This is a genomic window from Roseibium sp. RKSG952 (assembly GCF_009711355.1).
Map to the genome: position 1 here is coordinate 62,850 of NZ_SMMF01000963.1, position 20,007 is coordinate 82,856.

Below are 20,007 nucleotides of genomic sequence, written 5' to 3' on the forward strand. Positions count from 1 at the left end.
GCAGATCGACGACCTGAATCTTCGCCTGATCAGCGATGCGCGCAAGGCGATTGATGGATCGGATGTGTTTCTGATGATCACAAAACACCCACGACGCTGGCCAGATTCCATCAATCCTTATCAGACCAGCCAGTAAACTGGTTCAGGTCCCGCAGAACGTCGCATGCACCACTTCGCTCTCTGTTGGTGGACGGGTCAGGTCTGCATTCTCTGGCTGATCGAGATATGGCGTCGCCAATACCGAACCCAACCTGTGGAAGGGCTCATAATCGCCTTTCACAGCAGCCTGGATCATCTGTTCGACCCGGTGGTTACGCGGGATAAAGGCGGGATTGGCTGCTTTCATGACCCTCTGCGGTGTCTCTTCACGCTGCAGTCGCACGCGCCAACCCTCGGCCCAATCGTCAAAGGCTGTGGGGTCTGTGAACTGATCCCGCGCCTTGTCGCTGCCCAGCGCACGGAAGGTGTTAGTGAAATCCGCCTGGTTCTGCGCCATCCGGGTGAGAAGATCAGACAGCAAGTCCAGATCGCCCTCGTCCTCTGTTGCCAAACCGATCTTGGCACGGAACCTCATCATCCAGTTTTCCTGCAACAGTGCTGGCATCGCATGAACGATCTCGGTCGCTTCCTCAACAGCGGCTTCTTTGTCTTCTATCTGCTGGATCAGCGCCGTAGCCAGTTGTGCGACATTCCACACCGCGATTTCAGGCTGACTGGAATAGGCATAGCGCCCCATGCGGTCGATCGAGCTATAGACAGTGTTGGGATGATATCTGTCCATGAACGCGCAGGGACCATAGTCAATGGTCTCGCCAGCGATCGAGCAATTGTCGGTATTCATAACCCCATGGATGAAACCCACGCTCATCCACTGCGCAATAAGGCTTGCCTGCGCATCCCTTACTGCGCGCAGCAATCCCATGGGCCCTTCGGCTTTGGGATAGTGGCGGGCAATGGCGTATTCAGTAAGCCGCCGTAGACTGTCCAGCTGTCCGCGCGCGGCAAACACCTGAAATGTACCCACGCGCAGATGGCTCTGCGCCACGCGGGTCAGCACTGCACCGGGCATTGGTCCCTCACGCAGGACAACCTCACCGGTTTCAACAGCCGCCAGCGCGCGGGTGGTCGGAATGCCCAGCGCATGCATCGCCTCGGACACGACGTATTCGCGCAGCACAGGCCCCAGCCAGGCGCGTCCATCTCCTTGTCTGGAATAAGGGGTACGGCCTGACCCCTTCAGCTGTATGTCCCGCCGGATACCATCGGTGCCTACCGTCTCTCCCAGCAATACGGCACGCCCGTCCCCCAGCTGAGGGTTATAGTGCCCGAACTGATGCCCGGAATAGAGCTGCGCCAAAGGCTCTGCCCCATCAGGCACAGAGTTTCCTGCAAAGGCCTCGGCCATTTCTTTCACGTCTCCGACCGAGATCCCCAGTATTCTGGCGAGATCTTCATTGAAGGCGATCAGATGCGGCGCACGTACGGGCTCGGGGGCCTGTCGGGAATAAAAGGTGTCCGGCAGCCGGGCGTAACTGTTGTCGAAGGGGATCGTCAGGGTCATGCCGCAAACATATGGCCTGTGCTGACGATTGCCATAGCGGATCGTCCTGTCCCGTGCATAATCGCGCGAAAATACAAGAGGATCCCAATGACAGCGCAAGACATCATCGATCACCTCGGCCTGCAACAACATCCCGAGGGTGGCTGGTTCAAGGAAACATGGAGAGCCGACAATGAAGGCCGTGCCACCGGCACTTGTATTTACTTCCTGCTACGGGAGGGAGAAAGCAGCCACTGGCACCGTGTCGATGCGACTGAGATCTGGCTGTATCATTCCGGCGCACCACTGATCCTGTCGCTCAGTGAAACCGACCAGGGGCCGGCCACCAAGCATCTGTTGTCACCGGACCTGTCTCAGGGTGCCCCCCAATTGATTGTCCCCAAAGGACATTGGCAAGCCGCCCGCACCACCGGCGACTACACGCTGGTCAGCTGCACGGTGTCCCCCGGATTCGAATTCGATGGTTTCGAACTGGCAGAGCCCGATTTCGACATCCCGCGCGGTTAGACCCTAGCGCCCGCGACAAGGACTTGATCCATTTCACTGGGCATCTAATGTCACGTTATGGATCATCGCGCCCTGATAGCCTCGCTGCCACCGGAAGCCAAAGACCAGCTGCAACAACGCTCGGATATAGCCGGGCTGAAGCATCTGGTGCTTTACTTCACTGCAATAGCGGTGATCAGCACTGGAATTCTGATGCAGGTCCCCCTTTGGCCTCTGCTCATCCTGCTGCAAGGCATCCTGTTGGTGTTTCTGTTCACGCTCAGCCACGAATGCACTCACAAGACGCCGTTTAAGTCGGGCTGGCTGAATGAGGCAGTCGGACACCTTATCTCAGTTCCGATAGCCCTGTCCTTTGTGTGGTTCCGGTATTTCCACCTCGCGCACCACAAATGGACTAACGATCCGGAGCGCGACCCCGAGCTTGGTGGAAAACCGCGCCCCGACAGCTGGGGCAGCCTGTTGATCTATCTCAGCGGCTGGTTCTACTGGAGCGGTATGACAAAGGTGCTGGTGATGAATGCCTTGGGTCGTATTGATGCCCCCTATCTGCCAGCGCGCCAGCATGGCGCGATGAAGACTGAAGCCCGCATTCTCCTCGGCATTTATGCACTTGCCGCCCTGAGCCTGTTCTTTTCACCGGCTCTTTTCTGGGTCTGGCTGTTGCCCGTTCTCGTCGCGCAACCGGTATTGCGCATCTATCTGCTGGCTGAACACGGGCTCTGCCCGCCAGTGGCAAATATGCTCGAAAACTCGCGGACTACTTTTACCAACCGGATCGTCCGTTTTCTGGCCTGGAACATGCCCTACCATGCCGAGCATCATTCCTTTCCGAACGTCCCGTTCCATCAGCTTCCGGTGTTCCATGAATGGACCCAGAAACACCTGAAGTCGACATCAGACGGATATACAGAATTTTCGGCAGACTATGCGCGATCGATCACGCGCTAGGCGCTGCTGACTGCTCCTCGCATCGGGGCAGAAACAACACCGCCCCCTACCAGCGCTTGCACCCCCGTCGTTCCCGGGCAAGAGGTCGGCATCCCGCGCGCAACCCGGACGGCGAGATAGGCAAAGGCCTGCGCCTCCAGCATGTCACCATCCAGCCCGACGGCCTCAACAGGCTCAACCGGGCAATCCAACGAGACACGCAGCATCTCCATCAGAACCGGATTGTGTCGTCCGCCGCCCGTGACCAAAACCCGTGCGGGCGGTTTCGGGCAGTGTTCCATTCCCTGTGCAACGCCAGCCGCACACATCCCGGTCAGCGTCGCAACTGCATCCGCATCGCTGAGTTCCTTCACCAGACCAATCATTTCGGCAAAGTCATTGCGGTCCAGCGATTTCGGCGGCATCCGGGCAAAGAACGGTTCAGCCAGAAACAACTCCAACGCTCCGGTCTCGACCGTACCGCCGCGGGCGACAGCGCCATCCCGATCCATCGGTTTGCCCAAGCGTGCCTGCATCAGATCATCCACCGGTGCATTTGCAGGCCCGGTATCAAAGGCCAATAATGCCCCCGGCATTTCCGGACCATCAAAGGACGGGTCCACATAAGTCAGATTCCCGACACCACCCAAATTCAGGAAGCAGATTGGTGTGTCGGCACCGATCCATTTGGCACAGGCGAAGTGAAAAAACGGCGCCAGGGGTGCACCCTCGCCACCCATGGCAACATCATCACTGCGGAAATCCCAAACTACGGGCAAACCCAGCGCCTGCGACAGCCCGATGCCGTCACCTACCTGCAGCGTCCCCCGACCGCGCGGCTCATGTGCCAACGTTTGACCATGAAAGCCGATCAGGTCCACATCTTCGAATTCGGACAGAACATCTGCGTGAGCATGGGTGACCAATTCACCGGCCTTTTCCACCTCTGCCCCGTGCCACTGCCCAAGCGCGCCACGCAGCATTCTACGCTCTTCATCAGAATACGCCCGATACCGCGACTCTCCGAAGCCAAAGATGGACTGCCCGTCTGTTTCGACCACAGCGGCATCCACACCGTCCAGCGAGGTGCCTGACATCGCACCCAGAGCCTTGATCGCCCCAACCCGTTTGATGGCTTGCTTCACCACGTTCTCTCCTGCTTGGCTGCGTACGGCTCTTGCAATACGGCGTGTTCACCCTGCCCGCGATTGCAAATGCAAGGCAAGGCGCATGAATACTGGCAAACGTGTTTTTTGTGCGTAGAGACCCAACTCCAACACCCGCACTACGCGCCCGCTCTTCGGCACACCTAACCCGGAAACCCCGTGATCGTTGCAACAAGTTAATAAATCGGCAAGCATTCTGCCTACTCAGACCGTTCAACTAAGTCATGGCAGGCCCGGAGCAGACGGTATCGTGCGGGCTTGGATCAAACTGTAAATGGCCCATTGATAAATGGCACATACGCAAACGCCTAAGGTAAGTCCCCCGGCAGAGGGCAGAAACTATCAGCTGATCTTCTGGTCAGGCGCGCTGGCCACGATCGGTGGGCAACTGGTCAATCCGACACTCGTTCTGCCCTTTCTCTACCTTGCGCTGGGGGCGCCAACCTTCTTTGCCGGCCTCTTGCTGCCCTTTGTCACCGGCTCTCGGCTGATCGCTGAAATCTTCATGTCGCCCTTCATCAACCGCGCCACGCGCGCAAAGCTGGCCGTCTATGTTCCCAACATCCTGACTGGCGCGGTACTGGCGATGGTCGCCCTTTTCGCGACCGATCTGCCCAATGTCATGATCGTTCTTTTGTTCCTGACAACAGCAGTGGTCATGGGACTATGCCAGGGTATCACCAGCCTGGGCACCAGTCAGATCTATGGGATCTCGATCCCCGACGCCAAGCGCAACCGCATGGTGTTTGCCCAGGCCACCATCTCGGGCATTCTGGCCATCATTGTGGTCTGGATTACCAAAGATCTTCTGGTATCAGACCAACCAATGCAGCGTCACATCGTCGTCATGTGGTGCGGCGTGACCGCAATGTTTGCGGCAGGCATCAGCTTTGCCGGCGTACGCATATTCGAGGAAGAAAGGCTTCATCCTGCCCCCAAGATTAAAAAACCGAAGCCGATGGCCGAGCTTGTCACCGGCTTCAAAACAGGCATGGCCTACAGATGGTATCGCAAATTCCTGTTCGCGCGCTTGCTGTTTGTCTCGGTTGAACTTGCCATGCCCTTCTACACGATCCACGCAGCAACTTTCCACGTGGGCACGAAACACTCGCTCAGCTATTTTGTGATCGGCGCCAGTGCAGGCGTTGTGATCGGATCGATTGTCTGGGGTTGGCTCAGCGGGCGTATCTCGGTCAAACCCGTGATGTGGCTGGGTTGCCTAATTTCTGCACTTTCGGCCATCATCGCACTGGGATTCACCTTCACCGGCTACGCCCAAAACGTCTGGCTGTACGCGCTGGTCATCATGCTTTTGTCGCTGGGCGGCAACGGTGTGATCTATGGCCGCTACCTCTACATCATCGAAAAGACCAACGAAAAGGAACGCCCCTATCTTGTTGCTCTGGGAGATGTCAGTGCCGGGGTTGTCGGCATGGTATTCGCCGCGATCCTTGGTGCGGTGGCGCATTTTCACGACCCGGTCACACCGCTCATTGTCCTTGCGGCTCTCAACCTGATCGCAATGTTTTATGCCTTTGGTCTACCGCCTACCAAAACTGCGGGTGCAACAACGCAGCAATAAGGTCATTTTTCATGGAAAAGGTGCCTTTTCCTTACCCACAGCGCCGCCTATACAGTGCCCCGCAACATTAACCCGAGGCACGACATGACCTACCACCCCAAATCGGATTTCATCGCCACGATGATCGAGCGCGGCTTTCTCGCCGACTGCACCGATTATCAGGGCCTTGATGAGGCACTGATCAGCGGGGTGCAAACTGCCTATATCGGGTATGACGCCACGGCGCAGTCACTGCACGTGGGTCACCTGATGAACATCATGGTCCTGCGCTGGTTGCAGAAGACCGGCCACAAACCGATTACCCTGATGGGCGGTGGCACCACCAAGGTGGGTGACCCCTCGTTCCGTTCTGATGAACGCCCACTGCTGGGCCCCGAACAGATCGACGCCAATATCGCAGGCATGAAGCAGGTCTTTGCCAAATACCTGTCCTATGACGACAGTGAAACCGGCGCTCTGATGCTGAATAATGCCGAATGGCTGGACAGCCTGAACTACCTCGATTTCCTGCGTGACATCGGGCGGCATTTCTCGGTCAACCGGATGCTGAGCTTTGAATCGGTGAAATCACGGCTGGATCGTGAACAATCGCTGAGCTTCCTCGAGTTCAACTACATGATCCTGCAGGCCTATGACTTCCTCGAGCTGAACCGCCGCTATGGCTGCGTTCTGCAGATGGGCGGTTCAGACCAGTGGGGCAATATCGTCAACGGCATCGACCTGACCCGCCGGGTGCTGGATCACGAGATCTATGGCCTGACCACGCCCCTTCTGACCACCAGCGACGGCCGCAAAATGGGCAAATCGCAAGGCGGCGCGGTGTGGCTGAACGGCGATATGCTGTCGGCCTACGAGTTCTGGCAGTTCTGGCGCAATACCACCGATGCGGATGTGGGCCGGTTCCTGAAGATCTTCACCGAACTGCCTGTCGATGAATGCGATCGGATGGGCGCTATGGCCGGGTCCGAGATCAACGAGGCCAAAATCCGACTCGCCAACGAAGTCACCACCCTGCTGCACGGTGCCGAAGCCGCTGCGACCGCCGAAGCGACAGCGCGTGAAGTATTCGAAAAAGGTGGTGTCGGGGGCGATCTGCCCACACTGACCCTCAGCGCGGATGAACTGGGTGACGGCATGTCGATTGTGCAGATCATCGTGAAGTCCGGTCTGGCCAAATCCGGCAAGGAGGCCAAGCGCCTGATCGCCGAAAACGGCGCCAAGCTGGACGACGCGCCCCTGACCGATGCCGGTCTGATGATCGATGCTGGCGCGCTATCCTCACCCATCAAGCTGAGCGCAGGTAAAAAGCGCCACGCATTGGTTCAGTTGGGGTAAACTACCCTAGTCAGACCATTGAAAACGGCCACCCATAGGGGTGGCCGTTTTCAATTGAGGGCTCGACCCATTTGGATGCGTTGAATGCTCAGTTTGCAAACACAGCGGCCATTCGTTGCGTATTCCGCACTGCGCCAGACGAAGGCTGGCGATGCGAAGAAATCGGACTTTGCAGAATATCGTGGATTGAACACAGCCGCCGACGAACACCGGCAGATTGCTTTTACAGATCTTCGGGGTTGTAGATGGCGAAATCACTGAAGTAGCGCGACAACACCCCAAGCGCTGAAAAAAGGCTGCTTCCGATCCTGGAGCAGACCAGTCATGCCCGTCTCGGATTAGTGGTGGCAGGGCCGCCAAAACCAAACCCTAAAACATAATATAATCAGCCATATACGGAACTTCACTAACCTCCGAGCGTGTTCTTGTAGATAACACCATCCTTCATAATAATTAGAAAGTTGGCCTCCGGGTCGACCAGCAGGTTGATGTCCTCAACTGGGTCACCGTCCACCAGTATCAAATCCGCGTATGCTCCCGCTTCAATCACACCTAGTGGTCCCTGCTGGTAGGGATTTCGCGGTCCCGACATCTCCAATAGCTTTGCGGTGTTGAAAGTGGCCTGTTGCAATACTTCTGCGCCTGACCACCAGCGGCCTCGACGTTCAAACTCAAGGTTCTGCATAGCCATAAGCTCAGGGGCTCCAAACAGGTCAACACCGAACGCAATCGGAAGGTCGTACTTTTTGATCAACGCAACATAGTTTTCGACATTGTCGCGCAGTGGCGCGCCCTTCTCGATGGTCGCGGGATCGCCTGCGGCCAACATATTCTCGTCCGGCGTGAAGATCAGAAACTGCGGATTGAGAATGGCCCCGGCATCGCGAATGGCACGGATGGTCTCTTCCTCAAAAATCATGTTGCCATGATCGATGCTCTTTACCCCGCCCTTGAGCGCCCGGATGACAGACTCATCAGTGTAGGCATGAACAATGACATAGGTGTTCCAGTCCTCAGCGGCCTCAACCGCAGCGCGGATTTCTTCGGGGCTGTAGTGGGTTGTGTCCAATGGATCATAGGGAGTGGAGTTGCCTCCACCCAGGCTGATCTTGATCTGAGTGGCCCCGAGGCGCAGCACCTCGCGGGTGGCTGCCCGCACCTCAGATACGCCGTCAGCGATGAACGACCATTCGCGCTCAAAGGCAGTTCGCTCAGTGCGCTGCCGGTGATGGGTGTCATTGTACAGACGGAAATCGAAGTGACCGGATGTCTGGCCGATCCAGTGACCCGAACTAAAAATTCGTGGCCCGGGAACGATACCCTCGTCAATCGCCTTCGCGATACCGTAGGACGGGCCACCTGCGTCCCGCAATGTCGTGAAACCTCGCATCAACATGCGTTCCGCTTCTCGCGTGACCAGGGCGCCCGTGTATGACCAGTGAAGGTTATACGCCAAGGCCAAGGGAGAGGTCGGCAGCATGATGTGGTTGTGGCCGTCTATAAGACCGGGGATCAAAGTCCGCCCTTGGCCGTCTATGATAACAGCACCATTCGGTTCGATCGGATCGATCGACACCCTGGCAATCAAATTGCCCTCGACAAGGACATTGGCGTTCTCAATGACCGCCGCGCTTTCACTGTCAAAAACGTCTACATCGACAAACAGCGTTCGCGGCAGCTCGTCTTGCGCCGCCACTCCGAAAGCCAAAAGGAACGACAATGTAGAGGCTAGAATTGCGCGTACCAAAACGACGGTCATTGTTTAAACCCATTCGAATATGTGCGATCACGATCCAGAATTGCGTGCAAGGTAGTCTAAGTCAACGCAACCACGCGTTTCAGAGCGTCAGTTCGCGGCCACGCAGTCGACTTCTAAAGCCGAGACTACCTGGGACAGGGCTCAATCTCCGCAAACTGCTAAACCCACCTGTCGAAATAACCCTTTGAGAAAGTTGGCAACAACCTCATCGGCATGTTTGGGTAGCCAACAGATCAGCCTAGAAAAACACATTCGTTTTGTGTGAGACTTCTGTCAAAGTCAAAGTGGGCGATGCATCTGGATGACATCTTTCCTGCTGGCGAGCCAAAAAACGGAACTGGAGATTGCAGTGAGTGGTGATGAAAGCAAGCCCATCCCAGCGCATGTGGAACTAGACCCTGATCATGAAGACGCCATCGTTCGATGGTGTAACCGCATGATCCGCCACGGTGTCAGAGCTTTGTCCGTTCTCATGCTCGGCATCATTCTACTAGCCATCATTGATGCCGGTTTCACAACATTTCTGAAGTTGATGGAACCGCCTGTTTATATCTTAGAGGTCAGTGACCTTCTCGCGGTTTTCAGTGCTGTGTTGGTCGTACTTATTGCGATAGAGATTTATACAAATATCACTCTCTATCTGACCGCCGACGTCATCCACATCAAGCTAGTTGTCGCGACAGCCTTGATGGCGGTAGCTCGAAAGATCATCACGCTCGATGACAAAAATTTGGAACCTCAGTACTTTCTTGGTTACGCAGCAATCGGCCTTGCATTGGGCATAACGTATTGGCTAATCGCTAGAAAACCGTAAGTTGAAACTTCCATTGCCCACCATTCTGGGCACCGTCGTCTTTCACACGGTGACATTGAATCTTCAGTCCCCGCGCTCGGCAACTTGCTGTGTGAGCAAGACAATAATGGATTTTGAAGTCTCACTAAGGGCTGAGAACAGACACTCCATGACTTCCCACTTCACCACATGACTGGACAGCAACAGGCTCTTCCGATTATTTGAACACATGTTCATATTACGGGAAGAGGAGCCTGCCATGCAATTGTCCACCACTGCCGCCATCATCACAGGCGGCGCGTCGGGTTTGGGAGAAGCCACTGCCCGTTACTTTGCCGAAAATGGTGCGCAGGTCACGATCCTGGACCGTGATGCCGATCGTGGCGCGCAGGTTGCGGCTGAGATCGGTGGGCATTTTGCACAGACGGACGTAACCGACGAGGCGTCCGTTGCTGCAGCCATCGCTCTGGCAGTCGAAAAAATGGGCAAGATTACTGCGGCAGTAAACTGCGCCGGCATCGCCTACGGCATCAAAACCGTTGGCAGGGATGGCCCCCACCCTTTGGACGCTTTCCAGCGCACAATCGACATCAATCTTGTTGGTACGTTCAACGTATCCCGCCTTGCCTCGGCCGAAATGGCCAAGAACGACCCGGAGTCAGACGGTGCGCGCGGTGTGATCATCAACACGGCGTCTATTGCCGCCTTTGACGGTCAAAAGGGTCAGGCCGCTTATGCCGCGTCCAAAGGCGGTGTAGTCGGTATGACCCTGCCCATGTCGCGTGACCTTGCCTCCAGCGGTATCAGGGTGATGACCATTGCGCCGGGTATCTTCATGACCCCGATGCTGGCCGGTCTGCCGGAAGAGGTGCAGCAGCAACTGGCGGCTGATGTGCCCAATCCGCCTCGTCTGGGTGATCCGCGCGAATACGGGCGGCTGGCAGGGTTCATTGTCGAGATGGGATATCTGAACGGCGAGGTCATCCGCATCGACGGCGCGCTGCGGATGCGCTAGGTCTGCCTCATGAGCGAGCGGCAGAAAATGCAGTCCGGCCATTGGTACAATTGCATGGACCCCGAATTAGAAGACCTGCGCATGCAGGCCCGACGCGCGGTCCATGCCCATAACCAAACCGCACCGGATTTGCGCGGTCCGCTTGCACCTGAGTTAAAGTCCCTCTTTGCCGAAACTGGCGAAGGCTGTTTCCTCGAAGCCCCGTTTCACTGCGCCTACGGCCTGAACATTCACTTGGGTGAGCGGGTGTATTTCAACGCTGGGTGCACCATTCTTGACACCGCACCTGTTCGTATCGGCAGTGACACAATGTTCGGCCCGGGCGTCCAGATCTACTGTGCCCAACATGCGCAGGATCCGATTGAACGCGCCCAAGGTCTTGAGATCGCCCTGCCCGTAACCATTGGTCAAAGTGTCTGGGTCGGCGGAGGCGCAATCATTCTTCCCGGAGTGACGATTGGCGACAACGCCACGATTGGTGCAGGCAGTGTTGTGACCAAAGACATCGCCGACGGCGTCACCGTCGTCGGCAATCCGGCGCGCCCGATCACCTGAACGCTCTCATTTGGCTTGAGCCGAGGATTGTACAAACCGGATAAGGTGGCGTTCGGACCTTGTACAAATCCTAAGATCCTGCCTCGGCTTTTTCTTCCAGCAACAGCCATTCTTCCTCTGCAGCAGACAGTTTTTCCTGCCGCTCGACCAACGCATCTGTGGCCTTCTGGAACTTGACCGGTTCCCGCGAAAACAATTCGGGGTCCGACATCAACTCTTCCAGTTTGGCAATCTCTGCTTCAAGCCTTGCAATCTCAGACGGCAGTTTTTCCAATCGGTGCTTTTCGGAAAAGGACAGCCCGGATTTCGGCTTTGCCTCCTGCTTGACCTTAGGCTTGTTGATCTTTGTTTTTTCTTCCTTTTTGGCAGTCACATCGCCACGCTGAGCGATATAGTCCGACCATCCACCTGCATAAACGGTGGCCTGACCGTTTCCCTCCATCGCAACCGTTGTCGTCGCAACCCGGTCCAGGAAATCCCGGTCGTGGCTCACCAGCAGAACTGTCCCGTCAAAGTCGTCCAGCAATTCCTGCAGAAGGTCCAGTGTTTCAACGTCCAGATCGTTTGTCGGTTCGTCCAGCACCAGCAGGTTCGACGATTTTGCCATCAGCTTGGCAAGCAGCAATCGCGCTTTTTCCCCACCAGATAAGGAATTAACAGCCGCTCTTGCCTGCTGATCATCGAACAGGAATTCCTTGAGATACCCCACAACGTGCTTGGGCTGACCGCGAACCATCACCTGATCGGCCTTACCTGACACCCGCATTTCGGGGTCTCCGGTCAGACTGTCCCAAAGGCTCATCTCGGGGTCCAGTTGAGCGCGGGTCTGATCAAAGACAGCGACTTCAAGATTGGTACCCAATGTCACCGTCCCTTCATCAGGATCGGTCTGGCCCAGCAGCATTTTCAGCAGCGTAGTTTTTCCAACTCCGTTCGGACCGACAAAGGCCACGCGGTCACCGCGTTGCACCAACAAATCAAAGTTTCGGACAATCGGCTTGCCATCAAATGACTTGGATAACCCTTTGGCTTCGATGACCTTTCTGCCGGATTTCGGGCCAGATTCCAAAGACATCGCCGCAGAACCCTGCCGCTTGATCTGCGATGCGCGCTCTGCGCGCAAGGCCTGAAGGGCACGAACACGGCCTTGATTACGTTTGCGGCGAGCGCTGATGCCTTCGACCGCCCAACGCGCTTCGGATTTTATCAGGCGATTCAGCTTGTGCCGCTTCTGATCCTCTTCTTCCCAGATCTTATCGCGCCATGCTTCGAACGACTCAAATCCCTGTTCCTGACGACGCACTTCACCGCGATCGACCCACAAGGTCGCCCGGGTCAATGCCCGCAGAAACGCCCGGTCGTGGGAAATCAGAACAAAGGCCGCGCGTGTCGCGCCAAGTTCCCGCTCCAACCACGCAATCGCCTCGATATCCAGATGGTTGGTGGGCTCGTCCAGCAGCATCAGGTCAGGTGCTTCGGCCATAAGCTTAGCCAGCGCCGCGCGCCGGCGTTCACCACCCGAGGCGGTCTCAACAGCGCGGGACGGATCAAATTTCAGGCCCTCACCCGCGCGTTCGACCTTATACAGCTCACCTGGTTCCAACCCACTTGAAGCGTAGTCACCCAGTGTGGCGAACCCCTCCATCCCTGGGTCCTGCTCCATGTATCCAACGGATTTCCCCGGAGGAATCACGATATCGCCCTGATCCGGCTCGACCAGACCGGCCATCACTTTCATCAGGGTGGACTTGCCTGATCCGTTTCGCCCAACCAGCGCAACACGGTCACCGGGTTGGACCACCAGATCGACATCCGAAAATACCGGATCACCCCCGAAAGTTAGGGAAATGCCGGACATCTGCAACAAAGGAATTCTCGCCATGCCAGCCAGCTAAACCGGCATGATCAGGGCGTCAACGCCCCTGCCCGACCTTTTTCGGATTACACCGCCACTGCACGGAGCAACCTTTTGCGTGCCGGGGGAATGGCCCCAATCTCGAGCCCGGTAAACACATGCAGCGTATTCATGTGCCGATCCACGACCGCATGGTCGCTGACCCACCCACCCATCAGCAAGTAGGTACGCAACAAGGGCGGCATACGCAGCATCGCCTTTTTCGCATCGGGTCGGCGACGAAGCCGGGAAGCAAAACGAAATACATCCGGTGCTTTCACGCGAGGCAACCATCGCTTTGGTGCAAGATGCCGATGTTTGAGCATAGCGAAAGCATCAAGGTACTCCTCGGTCTCAGTCCCGGCAAAAGACGAGCAGCCGAACAGCATCTTGACCCCGTTTCGGTCCACAAAGGCCGTCATCGCACCCCACGCAACACGCAGGATATCCGGATCGGACCAATCTGGGTGAATGCAGAATCGGCCCATCTCGACCATGCGACCGCTGAATTCCCCTAATGCTGATAAATCATAGTATTGGGATGAGTAGCTTTGACCAATCTCGCTCCCATTTTCCATCGTCAACATGCGAAAACAGCAGACCAGTTGACCACCGCACCGCATATCCTCAATCAGAACATGGGCACAGGTGTTGTCAAAGTCGTCCCGATCGGTCTGATCGGTGGCAAAGGCCAGCGTTCGCAACGCTTGCGCAGCCGTCACGTCCGGCGCCGACTGCGCCAGCCGGGCACGATAGCGCCCTTTGTTCAGCAACACTGCACTGGCCATGGTCGCATCCTCCGCGGTTGCAGACCCTTAGGTCTTCACCGCCCTCCTATCACAAATTTTGTGACTGTCCCGTGAAGGAACAAGAGCCAGGAGTGAATTAGTTGTTAGCCCCAGGGATGTTTGCCGGATTAAAGTTACCGATGTTGCCCAGCAGCTGACGCAGGAAGCCTTTGTCCTGAACGCTGGAATCGGTCACACGGCGGTCGAGAACGATGACATATCCATCTTCGAGACCAAATCGCTCAATGTTGCTGACAACACCACGCTGATCAAAGCTCACGGCAACAAGCTCTCTCGAGATGACCTTTGGTCGCTTGGGGCCAAAATGGCGAACCTCAGAAGACACATAGTAGAAGCCGGAATCACGCAATACGCCTGCGGCACTTGGCGCGCCAATCGCTTCGAGAACAGTATCCCGGGTATCCACCCCCACCTTCACTTCAGCCAGTTCGTGAGGGGTCGGAACGTAGCCGTGATGCTTAATGACAGGGGAGCAGGCCAAGAGCCCGGACAAAACAACGCCGCATGCTAGCGCTTTGGACGCTGGTTTCAGCTTGTTCATTACCTTCGACATCTTCACCCTCTTGCCTTGGCACCTTGCGGCTTCTATCCGATTACAGAAACCGGTGCTACGGTTCAACACAGGAAAGAGTCAGAATGACGAACCAATCATCCCTGCGGGTAGCTGATCTGCCTCAGAACACGCCAACCCCGTTCGAATTGCGCCCCAGTTCGCCTGAATTGGACGCGATCAAGCAGGAACTGGGTCTGTTGGGGCTACGTAAGGTCAGCTTTGTAGGTTCAGTTCAAGCACAGGGAAAGCGCGATTGGGTTCTGACCGCGAAACTGGGTGCCACGGTTATCCAGCCCTGTGTCATCACGCTGGATCCTGTAACGACTCGTATCGATGTACCTGTACGACGGATGTTTCTGGCGGAATGGTCCGAACCCGACGAACCCGAATTTGAAATGCCAGAGGATGATGAAACCGAAGCACTCGGCCCGGAAATCGACCCGGCGCAGGTCATGATCGAGGCCTTATCGCTGGCCCTGCCCCAGTATCCGCGCAAAGATGGTGCGCATCTGGGTGAAGCAAACTATACCGAACCCGGAAAACAAGCGATTACGGACGAAGATGTTAAACCCTTTGCCGGATTGGCGGGTTTGCGTGATGCCCTGAAAAAAGACGAGTGACACAGGATTGATTTCCTGTCATAGCAGGCGGTCAGAAAAATCGCTTGAACATGTCGAGAATCGCAGTATTTTCGCGCGCTCATCGGAATTTGGGTTGGACAACGTGGGGCATGTACCCTAAACGCGCGTCAAACCACGAGAAAACGAAGAATGAAACCCGGCCAGCAGCGAATCTGCTGACCCTTAATAGACAAAGGTTGAGACCATGGCCGTCCAACAGAACAAAGTTTCCAAGTCGCGTCGCAACAACCGCCGCGCACACGACGCTCTGGTTGCTGCAAACCCGAACGAATGCCCGAACTGCGGCGAGCTGAAGCGTCCGCACCACGTTTGCGCATCCTGCGGCCACTATGACGATCGCGAAGTCGTCGCGCAGGCCGATGAAATCGACCTGGACGAAGACGCGGCCTAAGCCTGATTAAACGCAGGTTCTGGCATGACGGCGCAGCCCACGCAAACCGGACGGATCGTTATCTCGGTTGATGCAATGGGCGGGGATTCAGGTCCCGCGGTTGTAGTGGCTGGAATTGCGAAATCGGCAAAGAAGAATCCCGAAATCGGGTTTCTTCTCCATGGCCCCGAAGATGTGCTGCGCAAGCTTGTAGCCAAACGGCGTGTCCTTGAAGGACGCGTCGTTTTTCGTGATTGCCCGGATGTAGTCACGATGGAAGACAAGCCCAGTCAGGTTGTCCGAAACGGCAAACAGACCTCGATGTGGTCCGCTTTGGAGGCGGTCCGTCAGGGTGAAGCGCATGGTGCGGTGTCTTGCGGGAACACCGGCGCACTGATGGCATTGTCGATGATGCGCCTGCGCAGACTGCCGGGTGTCAATCGGCCCGCAATCGCCATTCTGTGGCCATCGCGCAACCCTCAGGGGTTCAACGTGATGCTGGACGTGGGCGCAGATGTACGGGCCGACGCTAAGGATTTGCTGCAATACGCGCTGATGGGCGCGTCTTACGCGCGCAATGGTATGGCACTGAACCGGCCTCGCATCGGCTTGCTGAACGTTGGCACCGAAGAGCACAAGGGCCGCGCCGAGCTGAAAGAAGCACACTCCATGATCGCCGATTTCGCCGACCGGGCGAATTTCGATTTCGTGGGCTTTGTCGAGGGCAGTGACATCCCCGGCGACAAGGCAGATGTGATTGTAACAGATGGATTTACCGGAAATGTCGCCATCAAGACAGGCGAAGGTACTGCCAGCCTGATCGGCGATCTGCTGCGTGAAGCGTTTAAGTATACCCCTCTTTCACGACTGGCTTCGGTTCTTGCGATCACATCGCTTCAGCGTTTGAAAAAGCGCATTGATCCGCGCCGCGTGAACGGCGGGGTCTTTCTGGGCCTGAATGGTACAGTCATCAAATCACATGGCGGCGCTGATTCGACCGGCGTGTCTGCGGCTGTGAAACTGGCCTTTACGCTGGCCCAATCCGGGTTTTCCGAAAAATTGGCGGCACGGGTTGCATCAACAGCCGAGCTTGCACAAGATGCCGCGCATGCTGCGCCGCAGACGAAAAAATAACAAAGAAGGCAGTAACCCAAAATGGCAGGCCGTTCAGTTGTTGTAGGTGTTGGGCATTATTTGCCAGAGCGCGTCGTTCCAAATACTGAGTTTGAACAGACGCTGGACACATCGGATGAATGGATTCGCACTCGTTCAGGGATCGAGCGCCGGCACTTTGCGGCGGATGACGAAACCACTTCGGATCTTGCGACCAAAGCTGCCGAAGCAGCCCTGAAGGATGCCGGGCTCGAGGCGAGCGATATCGACGCGATCGTATTGGCAACATCTACCGCAGATCTGACCTTCCCTTCTGCGGCAACCATGGTTCAGGCCCGGTTGGGCATGACAAACGGGTTCGCCTTTGATGTTCAGGCCGTTTGCGCCGGTTTCGTTTTTGCGCTGAGTAATGCCAATGCCTTGATCCTGTCCGGACAGGCCAAGCGCGTTCTGGTCATCGGAGCAGAGACCTTTTCACGAATCATGGATTGGAGCGACCGCTCGACCTGTGTGCTGTTCGGCGATGGTGCAGGTGCGCTGGTGCTTGAGGCACAGGACGGCAACGGATCATCGGATGATCGCGGAATTCTGTCCACAGATCTGAACTCGGATGGGCGCTACAAAGATCTGCTTTATGTAGATGGTGGTGTGTCGACGCAATCGACCGGTCATCTGCGGATGCAGGGCAATCAGGTTTTCCGGCATGCCGTTGAAAAACTTGCAAAAACTGCCGAAACCGCACTGGGTCGCGCCGGGCTGACCAGTGGCGACGTTGACTGGATCGTTCCACATCAGGCCAACATCCGCATTATCCAGGGCACAGCCAAGAAAATGGGGCTGCCGATGGAGAATGTCGTGGTGACTGTTCAGGATCACGGGAACACATCTGCTGCATCGATTCCCCTTGCCCTTTCCGTGGGCAAGGAGCGCGGGCAGATCAAGCCTGGTGATCTGATCGTGACCGAAGCGATTGGCGGCGGTTTGGCCTGGGGTGCGGTGGTTCTGCGCTGGTAACTGGCACAAACCGGCTTACACAGCCGCCTGCAATTCATTGATATTGACAGCGAATTTCCCCTAACCATATGCTTTAATATAAACAGGGGAAAATAGCATGGGCGATAAAACACTGACTCGCATGGATCTGAGCGAGGCCGTCTTTCGTGAAGTTGGCCTTTCACGCAACGAAAGCGCGCAACTGGTCGAAAGCGTTCTGAACCACATGTCCGACGCCTTGGTGCGTGGCGAGCAAGTCAAGATTTCGTCTTTCGGTACGTTCAGTGTCCGGGACAAAACCGCCCGGATCGGCCGCAACCCCAAAACCGGTGAAGAGGTTCCAATTCAGCCGCGCCGCGTGCTGACCTTCCGTCCTTCGCATCTGATGAAGGATCGTGTTGCTGCCGGGAATCGTAAGTAAATCTGAGGTCGCGCAGGTATGAGCAAGTCTCCCGACGCATTTCGCACAATCAGTGAAGTTGCGGATTGGCTCGGTGTTCAAGCCCATGTCCTGCGTTTCTGGGAAAGCCGGTTTAATCAGGTAAAACCAGTCAAACGTGCAGGCGGGCGCCGTTACTATCGCCCGAATGACATGCGACTGCTTGGCGGCATCAAGAAGCTGCTGCACGAGGATGGGATTACGATAAAGGGCGTTCAGCGTATTCTGCGCGAGCAAGGCGTCAGCTATGTGTCATCGCTGTCGCAGAGCCTCGATGAAAACTCGGCACCTGCACCTGCAGATGAGACCGTCGTCCCCTTTGCCCCCAAGCCTACACCTCCAAACGCACAAATCGACATGGACTTGCAGGTAGGGTCTGACCAAAAGGTCAATGGTACTGACCCAAAAGGTGAAGCTGACCAGAAACCTACTGAGGCACCGTCAGAACTGGGTGAGGTCAGCACAGCGCCTTTGTTTGGTGGTATCGCTTCACAAGCATGGCAGACAACGGATTTCGACGATGAGGTTTTGCGCAAGATAGAACCGATTGCCAAGGACTTGCGAGCTTGGCTAAACCGGGTCGAAAATCGATCGGCAGGATAAACAAAAAGGCGATGATTTCCTCTTGCCCCTGCCGGGAAAGTCTTTATGAACACCTCAACGTCGGGCTATGGCGCAGCCTGGTAGCGCGTCCGTCTGGGGGACGGAAGGTCGCAGGTTCGAGTCCTGCTAGCCCGACCAAATCACACCGACGTTTATGGCACAAAGGCCAGATCCCGCTCTGGCACAAGGGGGGATCGAGATGACAGGTGTTTGCCCAAACCAGCAAATCGAGGCGATGATTACGCGCGGTGAACTCACCGCCAGCCCTGATATTCTGCCTGCACAGATTCAACCCGCGAGCCTTGATTTACGTTTAGGGACAGTGGCTTACCGTGTTCGAGCCTCTTTTCTTGCCGGTGAAGGCCGAACCGTTTCCGATCGTCTGTCCGAGTTTGAAATGCACCGGATAGATATCAGCGAGGGCGCTGTTCTTGAGAAGGGCTGCGTCTATCTTGTGCCACTCATGGAATCTTTGGCACTGCCAGCGGACACCAGCGCCGTTGCCAATGCCAAAAGCTCAACCGGACGTCTTGATCTTTTGACCCGCACGATCACCGATGGCGGCACCGAGTTTGACCGTGTTCCGGCTGGCTACTCCGGCCCGCTTTATGCCGAGATTTGCCCCCGCTCATTCTCGGTTCTGGTGCGCCCCGGAATGCGCTTGAACCAGATCCGTTTTCGGAAGGGACAAGCGGTTCTGACTGACGCTGAACTGACAAGCCTGCACGCAGAATCGCCACTGGTAGATGGTCCTGCCGTGATTCAGGATGGTCTTGGTTTCTCAGTCGATCTGAAACTGCCCGAAACAGATTTGGTCGGCTATCGCGCCAAACCACATACCGGTGTGATCGATCTGGACCGCATCGGTGGCTACGACCCGCAGGACTATTGGGAAGAAGTGCGGACGCGTGATGGCCGGATCATTCTTGACCCGGGTGCATTCTACATTCTGGTAAGCCGCGAGGCCGTTCATATCCCTCCGATGTATGCGGCCGAAATGGCACCCTACCTCGCCATGGTGGGCGAATTTCGTGTGCACTATGCTGGGTTCTTTGACCCCGGATTCGGTCATGCTGCTGCAGGCGGGGCTGGTTCTCGGGGCGTGCTGGAAGTTCGCTGCCACGAAGCGCCATTTGTGCTGGAACACGGTCAGGTCGTGGGGCGATTGGTTTATGAACGCATGGCCGAGATGCCAACCCAACTGTACGGGGCAGGAATTGCCTCGAACTATCAGGGACAGGGCCTGAAACTATCCAAGCACTTCAAGGCAGTCAGCTAATCAGAACTTCATGAACCGGCGCATTTGGCGTGTCATTCGCTGCGCCTGCTTCAAGGTTTGTTTCTGCTGGTTGGAGCTTTGTTGCATTCTACGCGCGGTTTCAGGATCGCGCG

The 20,007-nt window shown here is 56.3% G+C and carries 20 protein-coding genes and 1 tRNA gene; 15 read left to right on the top strand and 6 right to left on the bottom strand.

Features of this window, described 5'->3' with window-relative positions:
* Positions 1 to 142 precede the first annotated feature (142 nt).
* Positions 143 to 1,561, bottom strand: coding sequence for a YdiU family protein (locus E1297_RS46455; protein ID WP_155150792.1), 1,419 nt, complete (start codon positions 1,559 to 1,561; stop codon positions 143 to 145).
* 87 nt (positions 1,562 to 1,648) lie between these two features.
* Between E1297_RS46455 and E1297_RS46460 the strand changes: the two genes are divergently transcribed.
* Entirely contained in the window at positions 1,649 to 2,068 is a 420-nt protein-coding gene (locus tag E1297_RS46460) for a cupin domain-containing protein (protein WP_155150794.1), read from the top strand.
* A 57-nt stretch (positions 2,069 to 2,125) separates the two neighbouring features.
* A complete protein-coding gene (locus E1297_RS46465; RefSeq protein WP_155150798.1) occupies positions 2,126 to 3,016 on the top strand; it encodes a fatty acid desaturase in 891 nt (296 codons plus the stop codon).
* Here the strand turns inward: E1297_RS46465 and E1297_RS46470 are convergent.
* A complete protein-coding gene (locus E1297_RS46470) occupies positions 3,013 to 4,140 on the bottom strand; it encodes an anhydro-N-acetylmuramic acid kinase (RefSeq protein WP_368669866.1) in 1,128 nt (375 codons plus the stop codon). The two genes, E1297_RS46465 and E1297_RS46470, sit on opposite strands and share 4 nt — an antisense overlap.
* A gap of 310 nt (positions 4,141 to 4,450) precedes the next feature.
* Between E1297_RS46470 and E1297_RS46475 the strand changes: the two genes are divergently transcribed.
* Entirely contained in the window at positions 4,451 to 5,743 is a 1,293-nt protein-coding gene (locus tag E1297_RS46475) for an MFS transporter (RefSeq protein WP_155150802.1), read from the top strand.
* An 84-nt stretch (positions 5,744 to 5,827) separates the two neighbouring features.
* The gene (gene tyrS, locus E1297_RS46480) at positions 5,828 to 7,078 is read left to right on the top strand and encodes a tyrosine--tRNA ligase (protein WP_155150805.1); all 1,251 of its coding nucleotides are present in this window, start codon (positions 5,828 to 5,830) and stop codon (positions 7,076 to 7,078) included.
* 406 nt (positions 7,079 to 7,484) lie between these two features.
* Here tyrS and E1297_RS46485 read toward each other — a convergent pair whose 3' ends face one another.
* Positions 7,485 to 8,837 (bottom strand): amidohydrolase family protein, encoded by a 1,353-nt coding sequence (locus E1297_RS46485; protein ID WP_155150808.1) that lies wholly within the window; start codon positions 8,835 to 8,837, stop codon positions 7,485 to 7,487.
* A gap of 301 nt (positions 8,838 to 9,138) precedes the next feature.
* Here E1297_RS46485 and E1297_RS46490 point away from each other — a divergent pair, with 301 nt between their 5' ends.
* From E1297_RS46490 to E1297_RS46500, 3 genes are all read left to right on the top strand, one after another.
* Positions 9,139 to 9,651, top strand: a complete 513-nt coding sequence (locus E1297_RS46490; protein WP_155150811.1) for a phosphate-starvation-inducible PsiE family protein — start codon at positions 9,139 to 9,141, stop codon at positions 9,649 to 9,651.
* A 238-nt stretch (positions 9,652 to 9,889) separates the two neighbouring features.
* On the top strand, positions 9,890 to 10,645 hold the full coding sequence (locus E1297_RS46495) for a 3-hydroxyacyl-CoA dehydrogenase (protein WP_155150814.1): 756 nt from the start codon (positions 9,890 to 9,892) through the stop codon (positions 10,643 to 10,645).
* Positions 10,646 to 10,654: 9 nt separating this feature from the next.
* Positions 10,655 to 11,200, top strand: coding sequence for a sugar O-acetyltransferase (locus E1297_RS46500; RefSeq protein ID WP_155150817.1), 546 nt, complete (start codon positions 10,655 to 10,657; stop codon positions 11,198 to 11,200).
* Between the two features lie 70 nt (positions 11,201 to 11,270).
* Here E1297_RS46500 and E1297_RS46505 read toward each other — a convergent pair whose 3' ends face one another.
* The 3 genes from E1297_RS46505 to E1297_RS46515 form a co-directional block, all read right to left on the bottom strand.
* Positions 11,271 to 13,082: an ABC-F family ATP-binding cassette domain-containing protein gene (locus E1297_RS46505; RefSeq protein WP_155150820.1), complete on the bottom strand. Its 1,812-nt coding sequence runs from the start codon at positions 13,080 to 13,082 to the stop codon at positions 11,271 to 11,273.
* Between the two features lie 59 nt (positions 13,083 to 13,141).
* On the bottom strand, positions 13,142 to 13,882 hold the full coding sequence (locus tag E1297_RS46510; RefSeq protein WP_155150822.1) for a GNAT family N-acetyltransferase: 741 nt from the start codon (positions 13,880 to 13,882) through the stop codon (positions 13,142 to 13,144).
* Between the two features lie 97 nt (positions 13,883 to 13,979).
* On the bottom strand, positions 13,980 to 14,456 hold the full coding sequence (locus tag E1297_RS46515) for an outer membrane protein assembly factor BamE (protein WP_155150825.1): 477 nt from the start codon (positions 14,454 to 14,456) through the stop codon (positions 13,980 to 13,982).
* 83 nt (positions 14,457 to 14,539) lie between these two features.
* Between E1297_RS46515 and E1297_RS46520 the strand changes: the two genes are divergently transcribed.
* The 8 genes from E1297_RS46520 to E1297_RS46555 all read left to right on the top strand — a co-directional run bounded on the left by E1297_RS46520 (position 14,540) and on the right by E1297_RS46555 (position 19,894).
* Positions 14,540 to 15,076, top strand: a complete 537-nt coding sequence (locus tag E1297_RS46520; RefSeq protein ID WP_155150828.1) for a DUF177 domain-containing protein — start codon at positions 14,540 to 14,542, stop codon at positions 15,074 to 15,076.
* A 205-nt stretch (positions 15,077 to 15,281) separates the two neighbouring features.
* The gene (rpmF, locus tag E1297_RS46525; protein ID WP_008756996.1) at positions 15,282 to 15,488 is read left to right on the top strand and encodes a 50S ribosomal protein L32; all 207 of its coding nucleotides are present in this window, start codon (positions 15,282 to 15,284) and stop codon (positions 15,486 to 15,488) included.
* A gap of 24 nt (positions 15,489 to 15,512) precedes the next feature.
* Positions 15,513 to 16,601: a phosphate acyltransferase PlsX gene (gene plsX / locus E1297_RS46530; RefSeq protein WP_155150831.1), complete on the top strand. Its 1,089-nt coding sequence runs from the start codon at positions 15,513 to 15,515 to the stop codon at positions 16,599 to 16,601.
* Positions 16,602 to 16,622: 21 nt separating this feature from the next.
* Positions 16,623 to 17,594, top strand: a complete 972-nt coding sequence (locus E1297_RS46535) for a beta-ketoacyl-ACP synthase III (RefSeq protein ID WP_155150834.1) — start codon at positions 16,623 to 16,625, stop codon at positions 17,592 to 17,594.
* A gap of 97 nt (positions 17,595 to 17,691) precedes the next feature.
* Positions 17,692 to 17,994 carry an integration host factor subunit alpha gene (gene ihfA, locus E1297_RS46540; RefSeq protein ID WP_008755922.1) on the top strand — a complete coding sequence of 101 codons (303 nt, stop codon included), beginning with the start codon at positions 17,692 to 17,694 and terminating at the stop codon, positions 17,992 to 17,994.
* Between the two features lie 18 nt (positions 17,995 to 18,012).
* The gene (locus tag E1297_RS46545; protein WP_155150839.1) at positions 18,013 to 18,615 is read left to right on the top strand and encodes a MerR family transcriptional regulator; all 603 of its coding nucleotides are present in this window, start codon (positions 18,013 to 18,015) and stop codon (positions 18,613 to 18,615) included.
* 61 nt (positions 18,616 to 18,676) lie between these two features.
* Positions 18,677 to 18,753 (top strand) — tRNA-Pro (locus E1297_RS46550).
* A 61-nt stretch (positions 18,754 to 18,814) separates the two neighbouring features.
* Complete coding sequence (locus E1297_RS46555; protein ID WP_155150842.1) at positions 18,815 to 19,894, top strand: 2'-deoxycytidine 5'-triphosphate deaminase; 1,080 nt, start codon at positions 18,815 to 18,817, stop codon at positions 19,892 to 19,894.
* Positions 19,895 to 20,007: the final 113 nt, after the last annotated feature.